The organism is Streptomyces sp. NPDC018029 (genome assembly GCF_044327655.1).
GTDB lineage: Bacteria > Actinomycetota > Actinomycetes > Streptomycetales > Streptomycetaceae > Streptomyces.
Genome location: NZ_JBIRFV010000001.1, coordinates 331484 through 357293 on the forward strand (window position 1 = coordinate 331484; position 25810 = coordinate 357293).

Sequence of the window (25810 nt, forward strand, 5' to 3'; positions counted from 1 at the left end):
GGTGAGTTCGACGGCGTGGCGCCGACGCGTCACGCCCTGCCCAGCAGGCCTCTCAGACGACGAGCCCGCAGCACCAGTTCCAGTTCGAAGCGGCGGTCCGGGTCGTCCACCTCGTCGCCCCAGAGTTCCCTTATCTGGCGGAGGCGGTAACGGACCGTCTGCGGGTGGACACCCAGGCGGGCCGCCACCTCGGGGGCGCCGCCGCGGGTTTCCAGCCAGGCGAGGAGGGTCTCGGCGAGCCGGCGGCCGTGGGCCGGACCGCAGTGTTCCAGGGGGGCAAGACAGCGGCGGGCCAGGTCCTCGATCAGCTCCTCCGGCTGCAGCAGCACCAGCGCCTCGGTGTGCTCCGTGCAGTGCAGGACCTCACCGGAGGGCAGCAGTCCGCGCTCCATGAGACGCACCGCCGCCTCCGCCCAGCGCAGCGACTTCGCGGCGTCGGCCAGGGCGACGGGCGGGCCGATGGCGCCGGACCAGCCGGTCATGGCGCGGCGCAGGAGTTCGGGCCGCCCCGCCGCTTCGGGGTCGGGCACCACCATGCGGGGCTGCTCGGCCTCCATGTCGAGCAGGACGCCCTCGCCGACGGCGGGCGCGACGGCCTCCCGCGCGGGGCGCAGCAGCACACCCACGGCGACGCGTTCGGGCAGCTGCCAGCCGACGCGGGCGGCGCGCTCGCCGAGTGCGTTGCCGAGGGCCGAGGTCTTGCCGGAAGCGGAGGCCTTGCCGCCGGATGCCGGGCCGATGCCCGCCCCTGATCCGTGGGCGGCCCCCGTCGTGCTGTCGGAGCGCCGCTCGGAGAGCAGCAGCTCCATCAACTTGCGCTGCAGGCGCAGGCGTTCGCCCGCCTCGCGGGCCGCCGCCTCCGCGTATCCGCGTACGGACTGGTCGACCAGGCCGTCCAGGTACTCGAAGCCCGACTCGGCGAGTTCGTACATGGCGGGCGGCGGGATCTCTATCTGCTGGCCGATCTCGGCGAGGCGGCGCCAGGCCAGTCGTACGCCCAGGCGGTAGATCGCCTGGAGCGAGTCGAGGCTGCGGCCGTGCAGGCCCTCGCCGCGGCCGAACTCCTGGAAGACCTCCAGGTGGTAGCGGGGCCTGCCCTCCTGGGACGCCAGTTGCTGGACGAAGCCCTCCAGGGCGCGGCGGATGCCGATGAGGGCCATCGGCTCGCCGGAGTCGTCGAGGACGACGGGCAGGCCGGGGTACTCGGCGCGGATCTCGCGCAGGATGTCCTGGGCGAGCGCCGGCACCTCCTCCAGGGCGAGCGCGGCGAACTGCCGCACCTGCCGGGGCGGTACGTCACGCCAGGCGGAGCGGTGCGGAGGTGTGCCCTCCGGAGGCCGGTCGTCCGGGAAGCCGGCGTCGGCCGTCCGTCCGGCCGGGAAGCTGTCGTCGGCCGTCCGGTCACCGGACGGCTGAGCGCTGGTCGCGGCCACGGTCGCTCACTGCCCCCGCGCCGGGGTCTCGTAATGCACAAGAGGCGTGTTGGGCTGGTCCGGTGTGGCGTCGAGGAGCGCGACGATGCCGAGCGCCGCGCCCACGGCGAGGAGCGCCCCGGCGGCGACGGTGAGTGAAGCGGCGAGCAGTCGGTGCATTGCGAGGGTCAGCCTCTCTGTCGGAGGTCGTCCCCACCCCGGGGCGCGCAGGCACTCGGCCGGCCGGAAAGCTCCGGCCACGAAGTCCTGGTCGCACAGCCCGCGCCGGCCCCGTCCGGCAAGTGCTCAGTCTCTGCAATGCATTGACACTTCGTCAAGGGTGGGCCTACGTTCCCGGCCCATACGGCTCAGTAACACTTCTCCCGCCTCAGCCCAGGAGTGACCTCATGCGCCGCACCGCCTCACCTCTGTCGCTGATCCTTCTCGGGCTCGGCGCGTTTCTTCTGGTCCTCGCGCCGATGCTGGCCTGGTACGTGGAGCCCCGAGCGAAACGCACGCCCGTGGACATCGACACCATCACGGTCTTCAAGGGCAAAGGAAGCTATTTCGACACCAAGAAGATCAAGACCGTCCACGACAAGAACCTCACGATCACCCGCCAGGTCCGCGGCGACGTCGCCGACAGCGAGGACAGCGGGCGGGCCGTCTGGGACGTGGTGACGTCCGTCGACCCGGACAAGTCACTGCCCGCCGCCAGCCCGCACGACTCGCTCCAGTGGACCCAGGAGCGCTGGGTCACGGACCGGAAGACGAACAAGCCCGTGCACTGCTGCGACGAGGAGCCGTACTTCGAGGGCGAGGCCTATCTGAAGTTCCCCTTCGACGTCGAGAAGCGCTCCTACCGCTGGTGGGACAACACCTTGGGCGCGACCGTGCCGCTCACGTACAAGGGCACGAAGAAGATCCAGGGGTACGAGGGGTACCGCTTCACGGCGACCGTGAAGGCCACCAAGACGGGCACGCGTCAGGTGCCGGGGCGGATGGTCGGCCAGCCGAGGAAGAGCCAGGTCATCGCGGACGAGTACTACGCCAACCACGGCATCGAGCTCGTCGCGGACCAGCGCACCGGCCGGATCATCTACGCCGCCATCGGGCCCCGCAAGACGCTGCGGGCGCCCGGCTCGGACAAGGACGCGACAGTGCTGCTCGACAGCGAGCGGATCGCGTTCACGCCGGCCACGCAGAAGGCTCAGGTGAAGCTCGCCGACGACGACAGCAGCCGTCTGAAACTGGTCGGCGAGACGCTTCCGCTCGGTGCGGGCGTGCTGGGCGGGGTACTCGCGGTGGCGGGTGTCGTGCTCGTCGCGCGTGGGCGGCACGACGACGGGGCGAACGGCCCCGGACGGCACGGCGGTTCGGCGGAGTCCGGGAGTCCGAATCCGGACGCGTCACCGACCGCCCTGCAACCCACCACGATGTGATGAGACGTCAGCCCTTGAAAGCGCAAAAATTGTCACTTCGGTGAGTAGCCGCGCGGTACGGGGCGGCGAAAACTATCCACCCCCACCCACGCACAGCCCCGCACCACCCCGGCACCACCCCCGCAGCACTCCCCCATGACCCAGCAGGACCGTTCCGCCGACCGGACCCCCCACAGTTCCGCACCCTGAGACGAGTTGGAGCACGCATGCCCCAGCACGTACCGTCCTCGCTGCGCGCGGCCGCCCCACGCCGCGCGGAGCGCCTTCCGGCGCCTCCCCCACAGCCGCGCCGGATCGTCTTCCTCGCCCACCGCGACCTCGGCAATCCGGCCGCGGGGGGCTCCGAACTCCTCGTCGACCGGCTCGCCGACGGGCTCAGCGGCCTCGGTCATCAGGTGACCCTGTTGTGCGGCGGGCCCGCCGCGTACCGCGACTACCGCGTGGTGTCCGCGGGCAGCGACCTGGGCCACTTCGTCCGGGCGCGCTCCGCGTTCGCCCGGCAGGTCGGCGACTGCGACCTGCTCGTCGAGGTCTGCAACGGCATGCCGTACCTGGCGCCGCTGTGGCACCGCGGGCCCACCCTGTGCCTGGTCAACCACGTCCACACCGATCTGTGGGGGATGCGCTTCCAGGGCGCCCTCGCCCCCGCGGCGCGGCTCGGCCGCAAGCTGGAGCACTGGGCGCTGTCCGGCGCGCAGCGCGGCAATCTCCTCGTGGCCGTGTCGCCGTCGACGGCGACGGCGCTGCGGGCGATCGGCGTCGAGCGCGAGCGCATCCGCATCGTACACAACGGCGTCGAGGAGCCCGGGCCGCTGCACCCCCGCTCCGACGAGCCCTTGTTCCTCGCGATGGGGCGGCTCGTCGAGTACAAGCGCATCGATCTGCTGCTGCGGCTCTGGGAGCGGGTCAGACCCGTCACGGGCGGCCGCCTCGTGATCGTGGGCGACGGACCCGAGCGCGGCAGGCTCGAACAACTCGCGGGCCCCGGCGTCGAGTTCAAGGGCCATGTCTCCGAGGCGGAGAAGCACCGGCTGCTCTGTGAGGCGTGGATGCTGCTGCATCCGTCGGCCGTGGAGGGCTGGGGGCTCGTCATCACCGAGGCGGCGACCCGCTTCACGCCCTCGATCGGCTTCGACGTGCCGGGGGTGCGCGACTCCGTCGAGGACGGCGTGACCGGGCTCCTCGCGCGCGGCGAGAGCTCCTTCGCCGCCGCCTGGTGCACCCTCGCCCTCAGCGCCGAGCGCCGCAGGTCCCTCGGCAAGGCCGCAGGTGAGCGGGCCGCGCAGTTCCGCTGGGGCAACACGGTGCGGCAGTTCCAGTCGGTGGCGGCCGAGGCGGTCGCCGCCCACCACGCGGCCGGAATACCCCAGGGGTCTGCGTGAAGGACCCCTCGCTGCGCCGTTCCGCCACCCTCTTCCGGGCCTTCCTGCGCGAGCAGCAGGAACCCGAGCGGTGCTACACCCTCCTCGCCCGGGACGCCGCCGACCAGGTCGAGGCGTACGTACCCGTGAAGGACCGCGTCGTCGTCGACATCGGCGGCGGGGGCGGCTACTTCACCGAGGAGTTCCGGCGGCGCGGCGCGCAGTGCTTCCTCTTCGAGCCGGATCCGGCCGAGTTGGGGGCCAAGCCGCCGGAGGGTTCGGTGGTGGCCGACGGGTATCTGCTGCCGCTGGCGGACGGCGTCGCCGACGTCACGTTCTCCTCGAACGTCCTGGAGCACGTCGACGACCCGCAGACGTTCCTGAGCGAGATGGTCCGGGTCACCAGGCCCGGCGGTCTGATCTACGTCTCGTTCACCAACTGGCTCTCCCCGTGGGGCGGGCACGAGTGGGCGCCCTGGCACTACCTGGGCGCCGACCGGGCCCGCGCCCGCTATGAACGGCGTACCGGCAAGGCCGCGAAGCACACGCTCGGCGAGAACCTCTTCGCCCACCACGTCGGCACGACCCTGCGCGAGGTGCGGGGCCGCGACGACGTGGCCGTCGTATCGGCGCGTTCGCGCTACTGGCCGTTCCTGGCCGGGGCGATCACCAAGGTGCCGGGTGTGCGCGAGATCGCGACCTGGAATCTCCTTCTCATTCTCAGGCGGTGTCCATGACCACGGTCCAGGCCCCACCCCCGGCGGCCGTAAGACCCACGACCGATGCCCCTGAACCCTCGCGGGGGCCGCGCTCGCGGCGCTGGCTCCTCGGGTTCTGGGCCGTGGTGTTCGTGCTGTTCCTCGCGGTGAAACCCGGGCGGATGACGTTCGACACCAAGCTCGGTGTCGCCGTCGACCCCTGGCAGTTCCTCTCCGACCTCGGCCAGCTCTGGCACGACCGGGGCGGCTTCGGCGGCATCCAGGACCAGTACGTCGGCTACGTCTTCCCGATGCTGCCGTTCTACGGCCTGGCCGACCTGGTGCAGCTGCCGGTGTGGCTGGCCGAGCGGCTGTGGCTGTCGCTGATCGTGACGGCGGCGTTCTGGGGTGCGCTGCGGCTCGCCGAGCGCCTCGGCATCGGCAGCCGTCCCAGCCGGCTGCTGGGCGCGGCGGTGTACGCGCTGTGGCCGACGTTCACCGTGGTGGTGGGATCGACGTCGGCGGCCGCGCTGCCCGGCGCGGTGCTGCCGTGGGTGCTGCTCCCGCTGGCCGACGAGCGGATCAGCGCGCGCCTCGCCGCGTGCCGCTCGGCGCTGATCATCCCGTTCATGGGCGGTGTGAACGCGGCGGCGACGCTCGCCTCACTGCTGCCGGTGGGCCTCTATCTCCTCTCCCGGCCGAACGGCCCCCGTAAGAGAAAACTGATCACCTGGTGGGTGCCGGGCGTCATCCTCGCCACGGCCTGGTGGGTCATACCGCTGCTGATGCTCGGCATCTACGGCGAGAACTTCCTTCCGTACGTGGAGAATTCGGCCACCACGACGGGCACCATGTCGGCGACCGAGACGCTGCGCGGCGCCGGGAACTGGGTCGCGTACCTCCACTTCGGCGAGGCGTGGCTGCCCGCGGGGTGGACGGTGGCGACGGCGGTCGTGACGATCGTCTGCTCGGCGCTCGCCGCGGCGCTCGGCCTCGCGGGTCTGGCGCGGCGCGATCTGCCGGAGCGGCGCTGGCTGGTCCTGACGGTGCTCTCCGTCGCCCTGGTCACGCTCGCCGGGTACGGCGGCGCGTTCGGGGCGCCCTTCCACGACACCGTCCAGTCGTGGCTGAACGGCGGCCTCGTGCCGTTCCGCAACATCTACAAGTTCCAGACGGGCCTGGCGCTCGCGCTGGTCTTCGGGCTGATGCACCTGGTGGGCGTGGCCTCCCAGGCGCGGGGCGCGCGGCCGGTGCGGGGGCGGCGTTTCGCGCCGCTGATCGCCGCGGCCCTGGTGCTGCCCGGCCTCGCCTGGCCGTACGTCAACGGCTCGATCCTGCAGCCCGGTTCGTTCCAGAAGCTGCCGACGTACTGGCAGGCGACGGCCGACTGGCTGGAGAAGTACTCCCCCGACTCCCGTGCCCTCGTCGTCCCCGCGACCGCGCACGGCATCTACACCTGGGGCTCGCCCATCGACCAGCCCCTGGACGTGCTCGCCGACTCGCGGTGGGCGCAGCGCGACTACGTGCCGTTCGGCACCCCGGGCAACCGCCGCGCGATGGACGCGGTCGAGCAGGCGCTGATGACCGGTGGCGAAGTGCCGGGCCTGCGCGACTACTTGACGCGTGCCGGTCTCTATTACGTCGTCGTACGCAACGACCTCGACCCCGACCAGGTCGGCCACGTCCCGTCCGCGACGGTGAAGCGGACCCTGGAGGAGTCGGGCTTCAGCCGGGTCACGGGCCTCGGTCCGACGACGACCGGCGGGAAGATCGAGGACGACACCCCGATCCAGGTCGAGGGGCTCTATCCGCGCCAGCGCGCGGTCGAGATCTACGCCCCCGGCAAGGGCGCCGAGCGCCCCGGCCAGGCGGGTCTGAAGCCGGTATCCAACACGGCGGTCGTCAGCGGCGGCCCGGAGTCCCTGCTCCCGCTCTCCGCCGACCCGTCGATGCGGGACCGCCCGGCCGTCCTGACCGGTGACAACCACCCGGGCATCGGGGCGCCCGGCCTGCAGGCGGTCGGTGACGGCCTGCGCCGCGCCGACACCCGCTTCGGCCTCGTCAACTCCAACACCTCCTACACGTACGGCCGCGACGAGCGGAACGCGGTCGACGCCGTGCAGGACCCCGGCAAGAAGCCGCACCAGATCCTGCCGACCAAGGGCATCGAGCACCAGACGACGGCGGAGCTGCGCGGCGCCAGGTCGGTCTCCGCGTCCAGCTACGGCAACTGGCTCTTCCACCTGCCGCAGTACGACCCGGTGAACGCGTTCGACGGGAACCCGGCCACGGCCTGGGCCGAGGGCGGCTCGGGTTCCGCGGACGGCGAGTGGATCAAGGCGGAGTTCAACTCGAAGGTCGCGGTCCCGTCCTCCTTCCGCGTCACGCCGCTGCCGCAGGACGGCGTGCGGTCGGCGCCCACGCGGGTGCGCGTGGAGACGGAGCGGGGCAGCGTCACCAGCGACCTCCGGCCGGACGGCACGGCCCAGCGGATCAAGGCCCGCCCGGGCACCACCGACTGGATCAAGATCACGATCGTGGACACCGAGGAGGCGCGCCCCGGTCTGGCCGGCGCGGGCTTCGCGGAGATCAGCATCCCCGACGTGCGCGTCACCAAGCTCCTCCAGCTCCCCACGGACGCGGAGAAGTCCACCGACGCCAAGGCGACGACGTATTCCATGCACCGCTCGTCGGACCCGAGCGCCCTGTCCCCGGTGAACGCCGAGGCCGGCCTGCACCGCCGCTTCACGACGACGGGCGAGGGCGCGTACGAGTTCAAGGCGAGCGCGGTCGCCGTGCCGGGCGCCGCACTGGACGAGCTGCTGTACAAGGTGGCGCCGGAGCAGGAGCGGCAGATCATCGCGACGGCGGACTCGACGGCGCGGCTCGGCAACGGTCTGTCGCCGCGCAACCTCACCGACGGCGACCTGACGACGGGCTGGATCGCGGGCTCCGCGAACCGGCCCGTGATCCACCTCAAGTGGCCGGGCAAGCAGGCGGTGGGCGAGATCGTGCTGCCCGCCGCGGGCGGTCTCTCCACCCGCCCGGTGAAGATCGAGATCAGCTCGCCGGACGGCGCGGCGACCGCGGGCGTGGACGAGCACGGCAACGCCCGCTTCACCCCGATCACCACCGACGAGATGGACATCACCATCACGGAGACCGCGCCGCTCACGGTCCACAACCCGATGGCGGACGACGACCTCCAGCTGCCCGTGGGCCTCACCGAGGTGTACGTCCCGGCGCTCGACGAGTACCGCACCAAGCAGCCCGACCCGGCGGACCGCTTCTCGCTGCCCTGCGGCCAGGGCCCGACGATGTCGATCGACGGCGAGCTGTACGAGACGAGCGCCAAGGGCAGGGTCCGGGACCTCACCGAACGGCGCCCGGTCGACATCACGCTCTGCCAGGAGGGCGAGAAGTCCCCGGCCGTCCGGCTCGGCGCGGGCGCGCACAGCCTGGAGACGGGGGACGCGGGCCCGCTGGCCGTCATGGACGCGTCGCTGACCCACGGCACGCCGGGCGAGGTCGACACGGCCTCCCGCGACCTGAAGATCAAGGACTGGCTCGGTGACCGCCGCGAGGTGACGGTCGGCTCGGGAGCGGCCTCGTACCTCACCACGTACGAGAACGTGAACGACGGCTGGAAGGCGACCCTGAACGGCAAGGAGCTCACCTCGGTGCGGCTCGACGGCTGGCAGCAGGGCTGGCTGGTGCCGAGCGGCGAGGGCGGCACGGTCAAGCTGACCTACGAGCCGTCGCAGATCTACGAGATCGGGCTGATCCTGGCCGGCGTCGGCGTCCTCGCCCTGGCGGCCCTGGTCCTGGTCCTCTCACGGCGCCGCGACACCGACACGGACGCCCCGGCCGGCCCGCCGCCCGCCCCCGGCATCGTCCTCGGCACGGTGGCTCTCACGCTGGTGGCCGCGGTGATCGCGGGCCCGTTCGCCCTGCTGGTCCCGGCGCTCGCGCTCCTGGCCTGGTGGCGTCACGCGCTCCTGGTGCCGGTCGCGTTCCTGGCGATGGCGGGCGCGGGCATCGCGGCGGCGACGGGAGCCGGCGAGACCGTCTCTGCCGACGAGGGAGCGTTCGGCCCGGCGGCCCAACTCCTCGCCCTCATCGCACTGTTCGCCGCGCTGGTGACGGTACGGGAGACACGGCACCGCACCACGGATACGTTGGAGTACGGCCCGGTCCCGCCCTACCCGCCCGCGCCGGGCCCCGCCCCCGCGACGCCCCCGCTGCCCCGCCGCACACGAGGCGGCCCGGACACCGCACCGGAAGCGCCCCGGCACGACGCGGGCCCGACCGTCTCGGCCCGCGGCCCCGCGGCGGCCCAGCCCGAGCCCGCGCCGCCGGGCCGCAGGACGATGCGCCTCGCACGCCGCGGGCGGAAGTCCACGACAGGAGAAGGCACCCAGCGATGACCGCACTGGAACATCCGGCACGGCGTGCGGACGGCCCCGGGCGGCCGCCCGCGCGCGTGCCGTTCCCCGTCGTCGACGAGGTCTCCCGGCACTGCCTCCAGGAGGAGGAGCCGGAGACCGTGCACATCGAGGTGCACCTGCCGGGCACCCCGGACCAGGACCGCCTCAAGGCCGCGTTCGCCGAGGCCCTGCGCCGCCACCCCCGCATCCTGATGCGGGAGGCGCGGGGCCCCTGGTACCGCCGCCGCTACGAGTGGGAGCTGACGGCGGACCCGGACGTGGAGGTCGTGACGTTCCCGCCCGCCGAACCGGACGCCCTCAAACGCGCCCGCGAGCGCGCCCTGGCCGAGGCGCCCCCGCTGACGTCCTCACCGCCGATCCGCCTGGAGGTGGTGAAGCAGCCGCCCCCCGCGGAGGGCGCACCGGCGACCGAGGACCGGGGTTCCGTCCTCTTCCTCACCATCAACCACACCGCCCTGGACGGCCCGGCCTGCCTGCGCGTCCTCGCGACGGCCGCGGAGCTCTACGGCGGCCGCGACAACTCCCCGGCGGCTCCGCCGTCCCGTGCGCCCGCCGGACCGCAGGCGGTACAGGAACAGCTGCCGGCCGACGCCCCGTCGGCCCTGTCGCCCCCGGCCCGGGTCGCGAAGGGCTCGCCCGAGCCCTCCCCCGGCAACGGCATGCTCGTCGCGGAGCTGCCGGTGCCGCGCCGCCCCAAGGGCTCGCCCTTCACCGTGAACGACCAGCTCATGGTCGCCACCGCGCTGATGATCGCCCACTGGAACCGCGAACACGGCGCCCGGCCCCGCCCCTTCCGCATCACGATGCCCGTCGACGACCGCCCCCGCGACGCCACCATGCCGATCGGCAACGGCACCCGCCTCGTCGAAGTGCCCTTCGGCGCCGCCGAGCTGGCCCCGCGCGAGTGGACCCCGGAGGCCACCCGCGACCTGCTGCGCCGCACCTCCGAACGCACCAGCGCCCTCAAGGCCCTGCCCCGCCCCCAGCTGGGCCGCGGCGCGGCCCTCCTGACCGCACCCGTCCTGCCCGTCACCCTCAGGGCCGCCGCCACCCGCGGCCTGCGCAGGGCCGCCGCGCCCTGGACGTCGACGACGCTGCTCAGCAACATCGGCCGCGTCCCGTACGCCCTGGACTTCGGCGACGCGGGCCGCGCGCACGCCGTGTGGTTCTCCGCGCCGGCCCGGCTGCCCCGCGGCCTCACCGTGACGACCGCCTCGACGGCGGGCCGCCTGCACCTCGCCCTGCGCTGGTCCAAGACGCTCCTGAGCCACGGCGACGGCGCCCACCTGCGCGACCTCTTCGAGCACTACCTCCACGCGACGGAGCACACCGAGCCCGGCGGACCCGCCGCGGAGAAGAAGGAGGGGCCCAAGTGACCACCGCGACCACCAAACGCCCCCCGGAGCTCCGGGACTTCTACGAGAACCCGGCCGTCCCCGTCGCGTCCGGCGACGCGCGCAGCCTCCGCCAGGCCCGCATCCTCGCCGCCGCGCTCGGCCCCGCCACCGCCCGCACCGCCACGGTCCTCGACATCGGCTGCGGGGACGGCACAGCCGCGGCGACCGCGGCACCGGTCCTCGCGGGCCACCGCGTCATCGGCGTGGACTGGTCGCAGGACGCCCTGAAGCGCGCGCACGCCAGGCTCCCGTACGTCGTGCGCGGTGAACTCTCCGACGGCGGGCTGCCGTTCGCCGACGGTGCCGCCGACGCCGTGCTGTTCAGCGAGGTCGTCGAACACCTCGTCGACCCGGACAGCGCCCTCGACGAGCTGAGAAGGATCCTGCGACCAGGCGGGCACCTCATGCTCTCCACCCCCAACCTCGCCGCCTGGTACAACCGCGGCCTGCTCCTCGCCGGAGTGCAGCCCGTCTTCTCCGAGGTCAGCCTGCGCGCCATCCACGGCCGCCCCGGCAAGGAGGTCGTGGGACACCTGCGGCTGTACACGGCCCGCGCCCTGCGCGAATTCGTCGCCGCCGCCGGCTTCGAGGTCGTACGCCTGTCCGGCGCCCCCTTCCACGGCGTGCCGCGCCCGCTGCGCGCCCTGGACCGCCTCGCCTGCGCCGTGCCCAGCGCCGCCTCGATCCTCCTGCTGCACGCCCGAAGGGCCTGACCATGTGGTGGGGCGTGGCCGCGGCACTGATCGCGAACCTGCTCTACAGCACCGGCTTCGTCCTGGAGAAGCGGGCGCTGACGGCCATGCCGTCGGTCAGCGTCCGCAAACCCGCCCAGCTGCTGCGGCAGGTGCTCGGCAGCTGGCTGTGGATCGGCGGCTCGCTGTCCCTCGCGGCGGGCTTCGCCGCCCAGCTTGCCGTCTACCGCACCCTGCCGATCGCCGCCGCGCAGGGCATCTTCGTGTCCGGCCTCGTCCTCCTCCTGCTGCTCTCGTCCGTGCTGCTCGGCGAGCGGACCTCGGGCCGCGAGCGGTACGCGGTCGCCGGGATCCTGCTGGCGCTGCTCATGGTGGTCCTCTCCCTCAGCGAGGACAGCGACACGGTCGGCCGCGGCGCGCCCGTGGCGCTCATCCTCACGGTCTGCCTGCCGTCGCTCGCGGCGGGCGTCTGGCTGTACGGCTCCGCGGAGCGCCGCGCGAGGCACCGGCACCGCATGCCGACGGCGGGCGTCGAGTACGGCGTCGCCGTGGGCCTGCTGTACGGCGTGAGCTCGCTGGCCATCAAGGGCGTGTCCAGCTATCTGACGACGGAGGACATCGGCGGCGCGCTCGGCGGCCTGCTGCGCTCGCCCTACCCCTATCTGCTGCTGTTCACCGGCGCGTTCGGCCTGATCATGTCGCAGGCGGCCCTGCAGCGCTGCCGGGCGTCGCTGATCGTCCCGGTGTGCACGACGGTGACGTCGCTGTTCACCGCGGTGCTCGGCACCCTCGCCTTCGGTGAGGCGCTGCCGCACGAGCCGGTGCGCCTGACGCTGCGGATCGCGGGCACCGTCCTCGCCGTGTCGGTGCTCATCGCCATGCCGAAGCACGACGGCGCCTCTCCCCGACCCTCCCCCGCTCCCAAGGAGTTGACCAGCGGATGAACCCCGACGACCCGCTGCTGAAGATCCTCGCCTGCCCCCTCGACAAGGGCCCGCTGCACCTGCTGTCCGCCGAGGAGCCCCTCGTACCGGAGGAGTCGCTGTACAACCCGCGGCTGCGCCGCCGCTACCCCGTCATCGACGGCATACCGCAGCTGCTGCCCTCCTCCGGCGAGCAGGTCCCGGAAGACACGCACGAACAGCTGCTCAAACGAATGTCCCCATGACGAGAGGGTGCCCATGACCTTCGCCGCCCGCGTGGCGCCCTATGTCCCCGACCGTCTGATCGCCGCCCTGGCCCGCCTTGTCTACCCCCGCTTCGAGCCGGAGCTCGGACGGCTCGGCGACCTCTGCCCGCCGGGCTGCGGCACCGCCGTGGACGTCGGCGGCTGGTACGGCCCGTGGTCGCGGCGGCTCGCCTCGCGCGCGCACCGCGTGGTGACCGTGGAGCCGGTGCCGCACCTGGCGCGGCTGCTCTCCGCCAGCACGCCCGGCAACGTCCGGGTGATCCAGGCCGCGGCGACGGACCGCCCGGGCACGGCCCGGCTCTGGCTGCCGCGCGGCGACCGCGGCGAACGGGGCGTGTCGTCCCTCGTCCGCCGCGACATCCACGACGTCGCCGTGGACGTGCCGTGCGTGACCCTGGACGGGCTCGGCCTGCGGGACGTGCACTTCGTCAAGATCGACGTGGACGGCAACGAGCTGCCGGTGCTGCGCGGCGCGCACGAGCTGATCACCCGCGACCGGCCGGCGATCTTCATCGAGCTGGAGTCCCGCATCCAGCCGATCGCCCCGATCGTGGAGCTCCTGACCCGCGGCCACGGCTACCGGGGCTGGGTGCTGCCGCACGACACGTGGCTGCCGCTGGCCTCCTTCGACCTGGAGGCGCACCAGTCCGGCACGTCGTACGTCGTGTCGCAGGGCCTGCTGCGCCGGGTCCTCACACCGAGACACCCGCGGTACGTCAACTCGGTCCTGTTCCTCCCCGACGGTCACCGCCCGGGAGCGCTCGAGGTGCGCGACGATGGGGTGCATGCCCGCTAGCTCTTCGTTCGACGCCCTGGACTTCCAGCTGGTCCTGCTGCGCCGGATGGCCGACCACAACGCCGACCTGGTGGAGGACGCCCGGCACGAACTGGGCGTCTCCGTCGCCGACATGCGGGAGGCCAACCGCCGCTGGCAGGCGATGACCCGCTCCGCGCGCTCGCGCGGCGCCGCGTCCCGGTACCGCTCGGTCCTCGGCGCCCCGGAGTCGTCCGTCCGCCGCCGGATCGGCGACCTGGAGTGCGAGGCGCTGCTCTGGCCGGTGCCGCTCTGGCCCGACCTGCGCTTCGAGGTGCTCCTCGCACCGAACGGGGCGGTCTGGAACGAGTGGCTGGTGCGCGCGCCCGGAGCGCCGGCGCCCGAGCTGCGGACGCTCGACGATCTGACGCCCTGGTCGTGCACGGTCGACGAGGCGGCGCGCGCCTTCGCGCCGGCGCGTCCCATGGAGGGGTCGGCGCCGACCCGGTGGGGCCTCGCGTTCGAAGCGCCGGACGCGGACGGGCAACTGCGGTCGTGCGTCGCGGAGTTCACCTGGGGGCTGCTCCAACGTTCGTTCGGTACCCGCGGGCAACCGTGACTTGCCGCGCGGTGACGCGTTCCCCACGTGTCCGTCGCGAACAAGGAGCGGTACCGACGTGGAAGTCACCGAGCGTGCAACGTTTCTCTTGAAGAAGAACCCCCCGCAGTCCGCCGTGCGCCAGAAGGCAGTCGCGGCATGACGGGGGCGGCACGGGAGCCCGTCGCGGCCGCGGTGACGGGCATCGGGCTGGTGACCGCCGCGGGCATCGGCGTGAAGGACACCTGGCACCAGGTCACCACCGCCACCGTCCCCCGCGGGGTGCGGCGCCCCGCCGCGCTGCGGGATCTGCCCTGCGACTTCATGTACACCATCGACGACCTCGACATCGACGCCGTGCTCGGCGTGGCGAGCCACCGGCTGATGGACCGCTTCGCGCAGCTGGCCGTCGTCGCCGCGCGGGAGGCCGTGGCGGACGCGGGGCTCGGCCCGGGCGTCTGGGACAGCACCCGCGTCGCGGTGGTCGTCGGCTCGGCCCACGGCGGCCTCGACTTCTACGCCGAGCAGCACGCCACGCTCACCGAGCGCGGCGCCCGCCGGGTGTCGCCGAGGCTCGCGCCGCTGAGCGTGGTCAACGGAGCGGCCGGCAGCGTCGCCAGGGACCTCGGCACGCGCGGGCCGAGCCTCGCGGTGGCCACCGCCTGCTCCTCCGGCACCGACGCGATCGGCACGGCGCTGCACCTGCTGCGCGCCGGGGCCTGCGACATCGCCGTCGCGGGCGGCGCGGAGTCCATGTGCACCCGGGCGGTCTTCGCCGGTACGTGCAACGCGAAGGCGCTGTCCTCCCGCACCGAGGACCCCGCCGGCGCCTGCCGCCCGTTCGACGTCGACAGGGACGGCTTCGTGGTGGGGGAAGGCGCGGGGATGCTGGTCCTGGAGCGCGCGGAACACGCCAGGGCACGCGGCGCCAGGCCGCGGGCCGCCGTCCGCGGGTACGGGGCCACCACCTCCAGCGAGGCCTCCTCCCCCGTCGCCCCGAGCGAGGCCGGTGTCGAGCTGGCGCTGCGCGCCGCGCTGGCCGACGCGGCGGTGGGCCCGGGCGACATCGGCCACGTCAACGCGCACGGCACCTCCACCGTCATGAACGACCTGGTGGAAGGCGCCGTGCTGCACCGCGTGCTGGGCGAGGGCCCGCTGGTGACCTCCACCAAGTCCATGACCGGGCACACGCTGGGTGCCGCCGGCGGCATCGAGGCGGCCTTCACCGTCCTCGCCCTGGAGGAGCAGCTGGTGCCGGGCACGGTCAATCTCCGCACGCAGGACCCGCGCGTCCCCGTCGAGGTGGCCGGGACGACCAAGAGTGCCCGCCTGGACTGTGCGGTGTCCACCTCGCTCGGCTTCGGCGGACACAACTCCGTGCTCGTCCTCGCCCGCGCATGAGGCCTTCGCGGGGAGGCGTCACAACGCCGCCTTGTGGATCAGCTCCGCGACGCGGGGCAGCGAGCCGGGGTGGACGGTGAGGAAGAGGTTGGGCTCGACGAGTTCGAGCTCCATGACGTGCGGGCCGCCGTCGGCGCCGTCGACGAGGTCCACGCGCGCGTACAGCAGGTCGGGAAAGCCGGGCACCGCCGCCAACGCCCGCTCGGCGACGTCGAGTTCGGCCTCGGTGGGCTGCCAGGGGCGCAGGTCGGGGTGGGGCGTCTTGGCCGCGTCGTACGCCGTGCCGGGCGCGAGCACCGCGCCCTTCTGGACGGCGTGCAGGAACTGTCCGCCGCAGAAGACGAGAGCGCGCTCGCCGGTGACGTCTATTCGCCGCATGTAGGGCTGCACCATGGCGGTGAAGCCTTCCTCGTGCATGCGGGCCAGATGCGCCAGTGCCGTCTCCCGCTCGTCCGCGCGGTAGCGGGCGGCGTACCGCGCCCCGGCCCCGGAGGTCGGCTTGACCACGAACTCCCCTTCCACCTCGGGGAGTTCCGCGGCCTCGCCGGGCGCGCGGTAGTACGTCGGGACGACGGGCACGCCGGCCTCGGCGAGTTCGCCGAGGTAGCGCTTGTCGGTGTTCCACCGGACGACGTCCGCGGGGTTGGCGAGCCGGGTGAGCCGGGCGCACCGCTCGGCCCACGCCACGTACTCCGCGGCGCGCCAGCTGTAGTCCCACGTGGACCTGATCACCGCGAGGTCGAACCCGGCCCAGTCGACGTCGGGGTCGTCCCAGCCGACGATGTGGGGCTCGGCTCCGGACTCGCCGAGGGCCCGCGCGAGGGACGGCAGGTCGCGGTCGTGGTCGGGCATCGGCCGAAGGGTGACCAGTGCGATGCGGGGGCTTGCCACGGGGACTCCTTGTTCGTACGCGGTCACAGCCCCCGCAGGCTAACAACCGCGCCCCACACGCCCCGGAGGACGAGGACGCGTACCCGGCGAGAAGCGACGGCGTGCCCCGGAGGCAAAAGCCGCGCACCGGCCTTGTTCGCCGCCTCCAACATCTGCTTATGATTCAGCGGTGTTCGATTCACGGCACATCAGGACGTTCCACGAGGTGGTCCGGGCCGGTTCGTACTCGGCGGCCGCCCGCTCGCTCGGCTATACGCAGCCGGCCATCACCCAGCAGATGAAGGCTCTCGAGCGGTCCGTCGGCACTCCGCTGTTCACCCGCGTCGGCCGCCGCATGCGGCTGACGGAGGCGGGCGAGGCGCTGTCGCGGCACGCGGGGATCATCCTGGACGACATCTCCGCCGCCCAGCAGCAGATGAACGCGATCACGCGGCTGCGCTCGGGCCGGGTGCGGGTCTGCGCGTTCCCGAGCGCCAACGCGACCCTCATCCCCGAGGCCCTGGCCCGGCTCGCGTCCGGGCACCCGGGCGTGCGCGTGGAGCTCCTGGAGGACGAGCCGCCCGAATCGCTGCGGCGCGTGGTGCGCGGCGAGTGCGACATCACGCTCGCCTTCACCTATCCCGGCCTGCACGACGAGGTGCCGGAGGAGCTGGCGGAGATCCCGCTCCTGGAGGACCAGCTGACCGTGCTGCTGCCCACCGGGCACCGGATGGCCCGCCAGCGGTCGGTCCGGCTCGCCGAGCTGGCGGACGAGCGGTGGATCGCGGGCTGCCCGCGCTGCCGGGCCAACTTCCTGCACGAGTGCGCCGAGCTGGGCTTCGCGCCCGACATCGCCTTCACCACCGACGACAACCTGGTGGTGCAGAGCCTGGTCGCCGAGGGGCTCGGCATCGCGATGATGCCGGGCCTCGTCCTGAACTTCCTCTGCCACCGGAAGGTGACGGGCCGCGCCCTCGACCCCGCGTCGCGGCGCCAGGTGTCGGCGTACGTCCTCAAGGACCATCTGCGGATACCGGCCACCGCCCTGGTCCTCGACGAGCTGCGGACCGTGGCCGCCCACCGCGTCGGCTGCTGATCGCCCGCCCTCTCGTGCCGCGCCACCCATAAGCGGAAGTTGGGGGGTTGCCAAAAGACTGTCGTTGGACGTGATGGGTCGGCGGCGCGACGCTGCCCGTATGAGCACTCCGACCGCGTACCGGGCCGCCCGGACCACAGAGCGCCTCGACTCCCTCGTCGCCGACGTGCGCGAGGCGGTGGGGCGCGGCCTGCCCCCCGACCTGACCGCGTACCTGGTCGGCGAGCGGCTCGCCCCCCACCTCGGCACCGCCGACCTGCTCACCGACGAGCAGTGCGAGGGCGACCCCGACCGCTACCGCCAGCACGTCCTGCACGCCGAGCACGACGGCAGCTTCTCGATCGTGGCGCTGGTCTGGCTGCCGGGGCAGCGGACCTCGGTCCACGACCACGTGTCGTGGTGCGTCACGGGTGTCCACGAGGGCGAGGAGCGCGAGCGCCGCTACCGGCTGGTGCCCGCCGCCGAGAACGGCGGTGCCGCGCGGCTCGTCGCCACGGAGGACGTCGTCAACCCGCAGGGCGCGGTCTGCGGCTTCGCGCCGCCCGGCGACATCCACCGGGTGTGGAACGCCTGTGGCAGCCGCGCGATATCGATCCACATATACGGGGCGGACATCGCCCGCCTGGGCAGCAGCGTCCGCCGGGTGTACGAGCTGCCGGCCGACCGGTAATGGCACTCCTCGGCGAACGCCCGAAGTCCCGTACGCCTCGCGCCACCGCCCCCCTCGCCCGCCCGCCCCGCAAGCTGCCCGGCCTGGCGCTTGCCGTGCTGGGCGTCGCCGTGGCGTGGGGTGTCCACCAGTTGGTGCCCGGCGTGCCGATGCTCACCGCCGCCGTGGTCCTGGGCATCGTCGCGGCCCATCTGCCGGGCGCCGCGCACGCGTTCGTACGCGGTCCGGGCAAGGCCGGACTGACGTTCGCGGGGAAGCGGCTGATGCGCGTCGGCATCGTGCTGCTCGGCCTGAAGCTGAGCCTGGACGACGTGCTCGGGCTCGGCTGGGCCTCGGTGGCGATGGTGCTCTGCGTCGTCGCGGTGACCTTCTTCGGCACCTGGTGGCTGGGCCGCCGCATGGGGCTGCGCGGCGACCAGCCCCTGCTGATCGCCACCGGCTACTCGATCTGCGGCGCGTCCGCGATCGGCGCGGTCAGCGAGGTGTCCGAGAGCGACGAGCGGGACACGGCCACGTCGGTGGCTCTGGTGACCCTGTGCGGCACGCTCGCCATCGCCGTACTCCCCCTCCTGCAACACCCGTTGGGGCTCAGCGACGCGGAGTTCGGGCGCTGGGTCGGGGCGAGCGTGCACGACGTGGGGCAGGTGGTGGCGACCGCGCAGACCGCGGGCGCGGGGGCGCTCGGCGACGCGGTCCTGGTCAAGCTGATGCGGGTCGCGCTGCTCGCGCCGCTCGTCGCGGCGGTGGCCCTCTCGGTACGGGCACGCCGACGCGTCCCGGCCACCGCCGCCGGGACCGCGGGCACCAAGCGGCCGCCCCTCGTGCCGCTCTTCGTCGTCGGCTTCCTCGCCATGGTGGCCCTGCGCACCACCGGCTGGCTGCCCGGCGGGGCACTCGACCTGGCCCACACGACCCAGGAACTCCTCCTGGCCGCGGCCCTGTTCGGCCTGGGCAGCGCGGTCGACCTGCCGTCCCTGACCCGTACCGGCGGCCGAGTGGCAGCGCTCGGGCTCATCTCGTGGGGCGTGATCGCTGGGGTGTCGTACGCGGGTGTGGTGCTGACGTACTGAGGGCCCGGGCTAGGGGCGGGGCAGCGTGACCCGGACGTCGTACAGGCGGGTGATCTGCTGGGGCAGTTCGTTGTCATCGCTGACGAGCAGCAGGCGGAGGCGGTCACGGCCAGGGCCGTGCGGGCGGCCCGTCACAGCCATTCCCTCGATGTTGTCGATCAGGGGGTTGTTGCCGGGCGGCAAGTTCGAGGGTGCTCCCAGCGAGGGGCAGTCGGAGAGGTCGGCGAGGAGGGTTTTGCGCAGCGCGCGGGTGCCGGCGCCGAGGTTCTCCACGCCGGTCACGTCCTCGGCGCCGCGCGGGTCCGCGACGTACAGCCGTACGTCGATGAGGAAGTCCGGGGTGAACCCCCGCTCCAGGACGAGGAGCCTGCCGTCCCCCGTGGGCGCCAGCTCGACGAGTCCCATGCCGGGGTCGACGGGGTACGCGAGCTGTCGGCCGAGCGTGAACCCGGCTCCTGAAGCGGGCCGTTGCCAGGTCTGTACGCGGTTCAGGGTGCGGCCCGCCGCGTCCGTCCCGTCACCCGACAGCGGGCCCTCCATCCCGGCGACCAGGGTGCGCCCGCCGGGCAGCAGGGTGAGGCTCTCGAAGGTCTGGTTCAGCCGGGCGCGGCCCGCGGGGGCGACCCGCAGGGGCTGCGGCACCGGCAACCGGCCGAGCAGGGCACCGTCCCTGCCGTAGCTGAGGACGGCGGGGCCCCGCTCGTCCGCCACCAGACGGCTGCCGTCGCGCTCCACGGCCAGGCCCTCCGAGTCCAGCGCGGCGCCCGCCTCGTCGGCGAGCGGCATCCGGGCCGTGGCCTGCGGCTGCTTCCCGCGCACGTCGAGCCGGAAGAGGGCCGAGCGGTCGGAGACGGCGCTCACCGAGCCGTCGCGTTCGACGGCGAGCGCGGAGAGGCCGCCGACGAGCCGGCCGTCGACCTCCGCCTTGTTCAGCGCGTCGGAGTACCGGGCGACGGAGACGTTCGGCGAGCAGGAGCCGCCCGCCGGCGCGGCGGCGTGCGCGACGGTCGTGCCCGAGACCAGCAGCGCGGCGCTCGCCGCGAGGCTCACTGTCGTACGGAATCCCATGGGGTGCCCCCTGGCCGGGAGTGTGCGTGACGGGACGTCAGTACAGCAGTGTCCGGTGAAGATGCGAACAACTCAGCGCGACGAAGCGGCCCCGACCTCGGCAACGGCCCTCGGCTCGGCCACGGTCGCGGTCGCGGCCTCGGGATAGAAGTCCCGCGCCCTCCCCCCGGCGTCCTTCGCCCTGCCCAGCAGCCCCGCCGGATACTCCACGAGCCAGTAGCTCGCCGTGCCGGCCGCCAGCGCCACGAGGACCACGACGAGCACCGCGACCGGGAAGCCGGCCTGCGACGACGGCAGCACCCCCGACGCGTCGAGTTGCAGCAGCACCGGCTCGTGCCAGACGTAGAGGCTGTAGCTGACGAGGCCCACCGACGTGGCCCAGCGGGCCCGCAACAGGCGGTGCCAGCCGAGGCGTTGGCGCTCCCGGGGCCGGATGTGCAGGGCCGCGTACAGGAGGGCGCACCACAGCACGGAGGCGATCGGATGGTAGAAGGTGTGCGCGAGGTTCTCCGGAGCGGAGAGGTACGACAGCGTGAGCAGGCCGGCCAGTGCCGCGGCCGACAGGGCGGTCGCCCACCGGGCCCGCAGCCTGCCCCGTTCGTCGCCCAGCGCCGTCAGGAGCACCGCGAGGGCCATGCCCGCCGCGAAGCCTCCGAAGCGGGCCTGCGGGCCGAAGTACACGGGCCAGTCGGTGTGCGGCACGCCGAGGACGTAGTGCGCGCAGGAGATCCAGGCGAGCGGCGCCGCGAAGAGGACCGCGCAGCCCGCCGCGCACAGCGCCACCCGGGCCCGCCGGGTCCGCAGCTTCCGGCAGGCGCGCACCGCGAGCGGGCCGAGCGCCACGAGGACCAGGTAGAAGGCGACCTCCAGCGACAGCGACCAGCTCGGGCCGAGCGTGTAGAAGATCCGCTCCCGGTCGAAGACGTGCGTGAACGTGAGGTGTTCGACGAGGTCCCGCCAGTCGCCCGGCAGCGTCGGATTGCGCGTCGACCACACGACGAGGACCGCCAGGAAGTACACCGGCAGGATGCGGATCGCACGCCGGAAGAGGAACACCCGGCCCGGCCTGACCGCGCCCTCCTCGCCGTCGACGGCGGCCCTCGCGTACGACAGCGTGAGCAGGTACGCCGACATCACGAAGAACAGGTCGATCACTTCGAGGGAGAACAGCGCGCCGACGTACGGATTGTCGACCGGTGGGTGTGAGCCCGCCGCGTCGTACGTGTGGTACTGCTGCCAGACGTGGAAGACGACGGTGCTGAGCGCGGCCAGACCGCGGAGGCCCTGGAGTTCGGGCGCGCGCCCGCGGGCCCGCGGCTGTCGGCGGCCCGGAACCGCCGTTCCGTGGGTCTCGGGTGTCTCGGGTGTCTCGGGTGCCTCGGGGGCGATGGGCGAGGTCACGAGCCCCCTCCCGGGCCGGCCGGCTCGGCGGCGACGGTGACGGCGGCTGCGGCGCGCGGCGTGACGCGCCACTGCCGGTCGCCGAGCGCCTCCTTCAGGTGGGCGGCGCGCGCCACCATGTTCTTGAAGTGGGTGTAGAAGAACGTCGTCACGAGCAGATAGCGCCAGAACCAGCTCTTGCGGCGCCGGAGTTCGGGCACCGCGAGCCGCCAGGCGAAGGCGGCCTGCACCAGGCCCGCCGACATCGTGACGGCCGCCGCGACCAGGCAGACGGGCACCGCCCAGTCGAGCCGGTCGGCGCCGCCCGCACGCCACGCGGCGTGCAGCAGGATCGGCAGGATCTGCAGCGTCAGCCACGGCTGGACCTCGCGCCAGCCGAGCAGCACGAAGAGGCCGGCCTTCTGGCGGCGCGTGAACACCGGCGAGCGCAGCCCGCGCCACAGGTGCCTGAGCGAGACCTGCAGCCAGCCCTGCGCCCAGCGCGACCGCTGGTTCCACAGGGGCTTCAGCATCGTGGGGGCGAGCTCGCGCGAGAGGATCGTGCGGTCCGTGGCGATGCGCGCGCCCTCGCCGAGGGCCCGCATCGTGGAGTCGATGTCCTCGGTCAGCATCGAGCCGTGCATCCGCGTCCTGGCCAGCAGGTCGGTGCGCCAGAAGCCGTTGGAGCCGCCGAAGACGCCGAAGCCGTAGAGCCGGGTGCGGCCCGGGTGGCTGACCGCGTAGATCGCCTCGAACTCGACGCCCACCAGCTCGGCGACCCACGAGCTCTCGCCGTTGCGTATGACGCAGTGGCCCTGCACCACGTCGTAGCCGTTGGACAGCCAGTCCCAGGCGTGCCGGAAGGCGTCGGCGGCCGGATGGTGGTCGGCGTCGAAGATCCCGACGAACTCGCCGCGCACCCGCGTCACGGCCGCGTTCAGGTTCTGCGCCTTGGACGTGCTGCCCGCCACCGGGAGCAGCACCAGGCGCGGATCGCGCCGCGCGATCTCCCGCAGCGTCTCCTCGACGGGCAGCGGGTGCGGGGTGTTGTACGCGAGGACGATCTCCAGCTCGTTCGGATAGTCGAGGCGCAGGAACGACTCGACGGTGTCGACGATCGTCGCCGCCTCGTTCGGCAGGTACGCCGCGATGACCGCGCTCGCCACCGGGTACGGCTGCCCGGGGGCGGCCGGGCGCGACTTCGCGTCGAGCGAGAAGAGGCATTCGAGGACGATGAGCAGGGCGGACGCGACGAGGCCCGCGACGACCACCCAGTACGCGACGGCCGCCGCGTCCCAGCCCATGGCGTACGCCTGTTGGTACAGGGCGAACGGCACGCCCACGCCGAGGGCCAGCATCAGGACCGGCGAGAGCAGCGGTGTCACCGCGGCGAGCAGGCCGCGCAGGCCGGGGCGCGCCCGGCGGTGACCGTGCGCGGCGGCGGTCCGCATCCACGGTTCGTAGCGCACGGGCCGCAGGTCGCGGTGGCGCAGCGCCTCCTCTGCGGCGTCCCGCGCGTGTTCGGCGGCGCGCGCGCTCGCCCCCTCGCCGGTGCAGGCGGACAGCGGGACCCAGCCGACGGCCGGGGTGAGCCGGACGTTCTCGTCGGCGACGACGAACCGGGTGCCCGCCACGGAGGACGCGAACTCCCGCAGGCTCGCGGTCGCCGTCTCCTCGTCGACGCCCGGCATCAGGACGAGGAGGCGGCCTTCGTCGTCCCACCCGAGCCGGTCGCAGACGTTGCCGAGGCGCTCGCCGACCTGAGCGAGCCGTTCGGCGACCTCGCGCCGCACGCGCGGCCCGAGCCGGGTCTCCAGGGCCTCCGTCTCCGCGACGCGGACGACGGCGAGGACACCGCCGCGCCGGGCGGCGGCGGGCCGCTGGAGTTCACGGTCGAGTTCGGCCATGAAGTGCGGTGCCGAGTACAGGCCGGTGCGCGGGTCGAGGAGCAACTGCTCGACGGGGACGGGAACCCGGTGCAGCTTGGCGGCGATGCGGGCGGACAGCTCGTCCGGGTCGGACGCCTCCGACACGCAGTCGTCGGCGCCGTGCCGCAGGAGTTCGGCGACCGTCGCGGGCGCGCGGGCCGCCGTCACCATGACCAGCGGGAGCGCCTGGCCCGCCGGATCGGCACGCACCTCCTTGATGACGTCGCGGCCCTGCCGGCGCCCGTCGGGGCCGTCGTCCAGGGCGACGATCGCGTCCGGTGGCGCCTGCCTGACCTGGTGGCGCACCTCGCCGGGGACGGCGTGGGTGACCTCGTGGCCGGTGTGGCGGAGGGTGCGGGTGAGCTGTTCCCTGCCGGGTCCGGGGGAACCGACCGCGAGGACGTGGGGGCGGTGGTGGGGGTGGGGTTCGACGTGGGGGTGGGATCCGACGTGCGGCTGGGGCGGGGCATCGGGATGTTTCAGGGCATCGGACATGAAGGTGGTCAAGGTGGTCCCATCCTGTTCGGATCGTGGGGGGAGGACCGGGTTACATAACTACTGCTGGCTGATCGGAAAGTGACGGACAGCCACATCAGCCTCAGTGATCACTGTGACACCGCACCTTCAGGGGCGTAACACTCTCATTACGCCCCGGTGCAGAGACTGCACATGCTCTGCACGCACCACCCGACGGACTTCGAGGAGTACGACACGTGGATCCCCATCCCCTCTTCCCGGCCCTCAACGCCGCGCGCGGCGAGGCCCTCCGGTTCGGCGACCGCTCACTGACCTACCCCGAACTGGCCGCCGTCGCGGGCTCGTTGGCGCTGCGGCTGCGCGACGAGAGCCGCGTCGCCGTCTGGGCGACCCCGTCCCTGGAGACGGCCGTCGGCGTGGTCGCCGCGCTGCTCGCGGGGGTGCCTGCCGTGCCGCTCAACCCGAAGTCGGGCGACTCCGAGCTCACGCACATCCTGCGCGACAGCAGGCCGTCCCTGGTGCTCGCCGAGCCCGGCGTCTCCCTGCCGCCCGCCCTGGCCGACGTGGACCGGCACGACGTCGACGTACGACAGGACGGCGCGGCGCACCCGGCAGGCGCGCCCTCCGAACGCCGGGCAGGCGCACCCTCCGAACGCCCGGCAGACGCGGCCGTCGAACGCCTGGCGGGCACGGCCGCTGGGCACCCGGCAGGCGCACCCTCCGAACGCCCGGCAGGCGCACCCGCCGAACCCGACCCCGAATCCCCCGCCCTGATCGTCTACACCTCCGGCACCACGGGCCCGCCCAAGGGCGCCGTCCTGCCGCGCCGCGCGATCGCCACCACGCTGGACGCCCTGGCGGACGCCTGGCAGTGGACCGGCGACGACGTCCTCGTGCACGGCCTGCCGCTCTTCCACGTGCACGGCCTGATCCTCGGCACGCTCGGCCCGCTGCGGCGCGGCGGCTCCGTGCGGCACCTCGGCCGGTTCGGCACCGAGGGCGTGACGCGCGAGCTCGGCTCCGGGGCGACGATGCTGTTCGGGGTGCCGACGATGTACCACCGGATCGCCGAGGCGCTGCCGGACGACCCGGAGCTGGCGAAGGCGCTGGCCGGGGCGCGGCTCCTGGTGTCCGGCTCGGCGGCGCTCCCGGTCCACGACCACGAGCGCATCGCGGCCGCCACGGGCCGGCGCGTCATCGAGCGGTACGGCATGACGGAGACCCTCATGAACACGAGCGTGCGGGCCGACGGGGAGCCCCGCGCGGGCGCGGTCGGCGTACCGCTGCCGGGTGTCGAACTGCGCCTGGTGGACGAGGCGGGCGAGGAGATCGCGACGTACGGGCCCGAGGCGGTCGGCGAGATCCAGGTGCGCGGCCCCAACCTGTTCACGGAGTACCTGAACCGCCCGGACGCGACCGCGGCGGCGTTCGCGCCCGGCGGCTGGTTCCGCACCGGCGACATGGCCGTACGGGACGCCGACGGCTATGTGCGCATCGTCGGGCGCAAGGCGACCGACCTCATCAAGAGCGGCGGCTACAAGATCGGCGCGGGTGAGATCGAGAACGCGCTGCTCGAACACGCCGGGGTGCGGGAGGCCGCCGTCACCGGCGAGCCGGACCCGGACCTGGGCGAGCGGATCGTGGCGTGGGTGGTTCCCGCCGACCCCGAGGCGCCGCCGACCGCCGGGGAGTTGGCGGACCATGTGGCGTCGAGCCTGGCTCCGCACAAGCGGCCGCGGGTGGTGCGGTATCTGGAGGCGCTGCCGCGGAACGACATGGGGAAGATCATGAAGCGGGCGCTGGAATCGAGCCGCTCCGGCGACTGAGGAGCGGGGTTCGGGGTCCAGGGTGGGGCCCGT

General features: G+C 73.5%; 21 protein-coding genes. 15 read left to right on the forward strand and 6 right to left on the reverse strand.

Annotation, left to right across the window (positions count from 1 at the left end):
• Positions 1-29 precede the first annotated feature (29 nt).
• Entirely contained in the window at positions 30-1280 is a 1251-nt protein-coding gene (locus ACH4D5_RS01470; RefSeq protein ID WP_398298482.1) for a helix-turn-helix domain-containing protein, read from the reverse strand.
• 159 nt (positions 1281-1439) lie between these two features.
• On the reverse strand, positions 1440-1592 hold the full coding sequence (locus tag ACH4D5_RS01475; protein ID WP_361714866.1) for a hypothetical protein: 153 nt from the start codon (positions 1590-1592) through the stop codon (positions 1440-1442).
• Positions 1593-1819: 227 nt separating this feature from the next.
• On the opposite strand from ACH4D5_RS01475, the gene ACH4D5_RS01480 reads away from it, so the two are divergent.
• The 11 genes from ACH4D5_RS01480 to ACH4D5_RS01530 all read left to right on the forward strand — a co-directional run bounded on the left by ACH4D5_RS01480 (position 1820) and on the right by ACH4D5_RS01530 (position 15392).
• Positions 1820-2854, forward strand: a complete 1035-nt coding sequence (locus ACH4D5_RS01480) for a DUF3068 domain-containing protein (RefSeq protein WP_398297397.1) — start codon at positions 1820-1822, stop codon at positions 2852-2854.
• Between the two features lie 206 nt (positions 2855-3060).
• Positions 3061-4236 (forward strand): glycosyltransferase family 4 protein, encoded by a 1176-nt coding sequence (locus ACH4D5_RS01485; RefSeq protein ID WP_398297399.1) that lies wholly within the window; start codon positions 3061-3063, stop codon positions 4234-4236.
• Entirely contained in the window at positions 4233-4952 is a 720-nt protein-coding gene (locus ACH4D5_RS01490) for a class I SAM-dependent methyltransferase (RefSeq protein ID WP_398297401.1), read from the forward strand. The genes ACH4D5_RS01485 and ACH4D5_RS01490 overlap by 4 nt, the downstream gene beginning before the upstream one ends.
• A complete protein-coding gene (locus tag ACH4D5_RS01495) occupies positions 4949-9340 on the forward strand; it encodes a DUF3367 domain-containing protein (protein ID WP_398297403.1) in 4392 nt (1463 codons plus the stop codon). The genes ACH4D5_RS01490 and ACH4D5_RS01495 overlap by 4 nt, the downstream gene beginning before the upstream one ends.
• Positions 9337-10737: a condensation protein gene (locus tag ACH4D5_RS01500; protein ID WP_398297405.1), complete on the forward strand. Its 1401-nt coding sequence runs from the start codon at positions 9337-9339 to the stop codon at positions 10735-10737. Before ACH4D5_RS01495 ends, ACH4D5_RS01500 begins: the two co-directional genes overlap by 4 nt.
• Positions 10734-11471: a class I SAM-dependent methyltransferase gene (locus ACH4D5_RS01505; RefSeq protein WP_398297407.1), complete on the forward strand. Its 738-nt coding sequence runs from the start codon at positions 10734-10736 to the stop codon at positions 11469-11471. The genes ACH4D5_RS01500 and ACH4D5_RS01505 overlap by 4 nt, the downstream gene beginning before the upstream one ends.
• A 14-nt stretch (positions 11472-11485) precedes the next feature.
• Complete coding sequence (locus tag ACH4D5_RS01510; protein ID WP_398297409.1) at positions 11486-12394, forward strand: hypothetical protein; 909 nt, start codon at positions 11486-11488, stop codon at positions 12392-12394.
• Entirely contained in the window at positions 12391-12618 is a 228-nt protein-coding gene (locus tag ACH4D5_RS01515) for a Trm112 family protein (RefSeq protein ID WP_398297411.1), read from the forward strand. The genes ACH4D5_RS01510 and ACH4D5_RS01515 overlap by 4 nt, the downstream gene beginning before the upstream one ends.
• 13 nt (positions 12619-12631) lie before the next feature.
• Positions 12632-13435 (forward strand): FkbM family methyltransferase, encoded by an 804-nt coding sequence (locus ACH4D5_RS01520; protein ID WP_398297413.1) that lies wholly within the window; start codon positions 12632-12634, stop codon positions 13433-13435.
• A complete protein-coding gene (locus ACH4D5_RS01525; RefSeq protein ID WP_398297415.1) occupies positions 13416-14012 on the forward strand; it encodes a hypothetical protein in 597 nt (198 codons plus the stop codon). The genes ACH4D5_RS01520 and ACH4D5_RS01525 overlap by 20 nt, the downstream gene beginning before the upstream one ends.
• A 138-nt stretch (positions 14013-14150) precedes the next feature.
• A complete protein-coding gene (locus tag ACH4D5_RS01530; protein ID WP_398297417.1) occupies positions 14151-15392 on the forward strand; it encodes a beta-ketoacyl-[acyl-carrier-protein] synthase family protein in 1242 nt (413 codons plus the stop codon).
• Between the two features lie 18 nt (positions 15393-15410).
• Here ACH4D5_RS01530 and ACH4D5_RS01535 read toward each other — a convergent pair whose 3' ends face one another.
• Entirely contained in the window at positions 15411-16244 is an 834-nt protein-coding gene (locus tag ACH4D5_RS01535; RefSeq protein ID WP_398298484.1) for a RimK family alpha-L-glutamate ligase, read from the reverse strand.
• Between the two features lie 208 nt (positions 16245-16452).
• On the opposite strand from ACH4D5_RS01535, the gene ACH4D5_RS01540 reads away from it, so the two are divergent.
• The 3 genes from ACH4D5_RS01540 to ACH4D5_RS01550 all read left to right on the forward strand — a co-directional run bounded on the left by ACH4D5_RS01540 (position 16453) and on the right by ACH4D5_RS01550 (position 19098).
• Positions 16453-17358: a LysR family transcriptional regulator gene (locus ACH4D5_RS01540; RefSeq protein ID WP_398297419.1), complete on the forward strand. Its 906-nt coding sequence runs from the start codon at positions 16453-16455 to the stop codon at positions 17356-17358.
• A gap of 100 nt (positions 17359-17458) precedes the next feature.
• Positions 17459-18028, forward strand: coding sequence for a cysteine dioxygenase (locus ACH4D5_RS01545; protein WP_398297421.1), 570 nt, complete (start codon positions 17459-17461; stop codon positions 18026-18028).
• Positions 18028-19098: a YeiH family protein gene (locus ACH4D5_RS01550; RefSeq protein ID WP_398297423.1), complete on the forward strand. Its 1071-nt coding sequence runs from the start codon at positions 18028-18030 to the stop codon at positions 19096-19098. Before ACH4D5_RS01545 ends, ACH4D5_RS01550 begins: the two co-directional genes overlap by 1 nt.
• A 9-nt stretch (positions 19099-19107) precedes the next feature.
• Here the strand turns inward: ACH4D5_RS01550 and ACH4D5_RS01555 are convergent, their stop codons facing one another.
• From ACH4D5_RS01555 to ACH4D5_RS01565, 3 genes are all read right to left on the reverse strand, one after another.
• Positions 19108-20166 carry an esterase-like activity of phytase family protein gene (locus ACH4D5_RS01555; RefSeq protein ID WP_398297425.1) on the reverse strand — a complete coding sequence of 353 codons (1059 nt, stop codon included), beginning with the start codon at positions 20164-20166 and terminating at the stop codon, positions 19108-19110.
• Between the two features lie 72 nt (positions 20167-20238).
• Positions 20239-21567 carry an acyltransferase family protein gene (locus ACH4D5_RS01560; protein ID WP_398297427.1) on the reverse strand — a complete coding sequence of 443 codons (1329 nt, stop codon included), beginning with the start codon at positions 21565-21567 and terminating at the stop codon, positions 20239-20241.
• Complete coding sequence (locus tag ACH4D5_RS01565; RefSeq protein ID WP_398297429.1) at positions 21564-23969, reverse strand: glycosyltransferase; 2406 nt, start codon at positions 23967-23969, stop codon at positions 21564-21566. The genes ACH4D5_RS01560 and ACH4D5_RS01565 overlap by 4 nt, the downstream gene beginning before the upstream one ends.
• A gap of 218 nt (positions 23970-24187) precedes the next feature.
• Between ACH4D5_RS01565 and ACH4D5_RS01570 the strand changes: the two genes are divergently transcribed.
• A complete protein-coding gene (locus ACH4D5_RS01570) occupies positions 24188-25777 on the forward strand; it encodes an acyl-CoA synthetase (RefSeq protein WP_398297431.1) in 1590 nt (529 codons plus the stop codon).
• Positions 25778-25810: the final 33 nt, after the last annotated feature.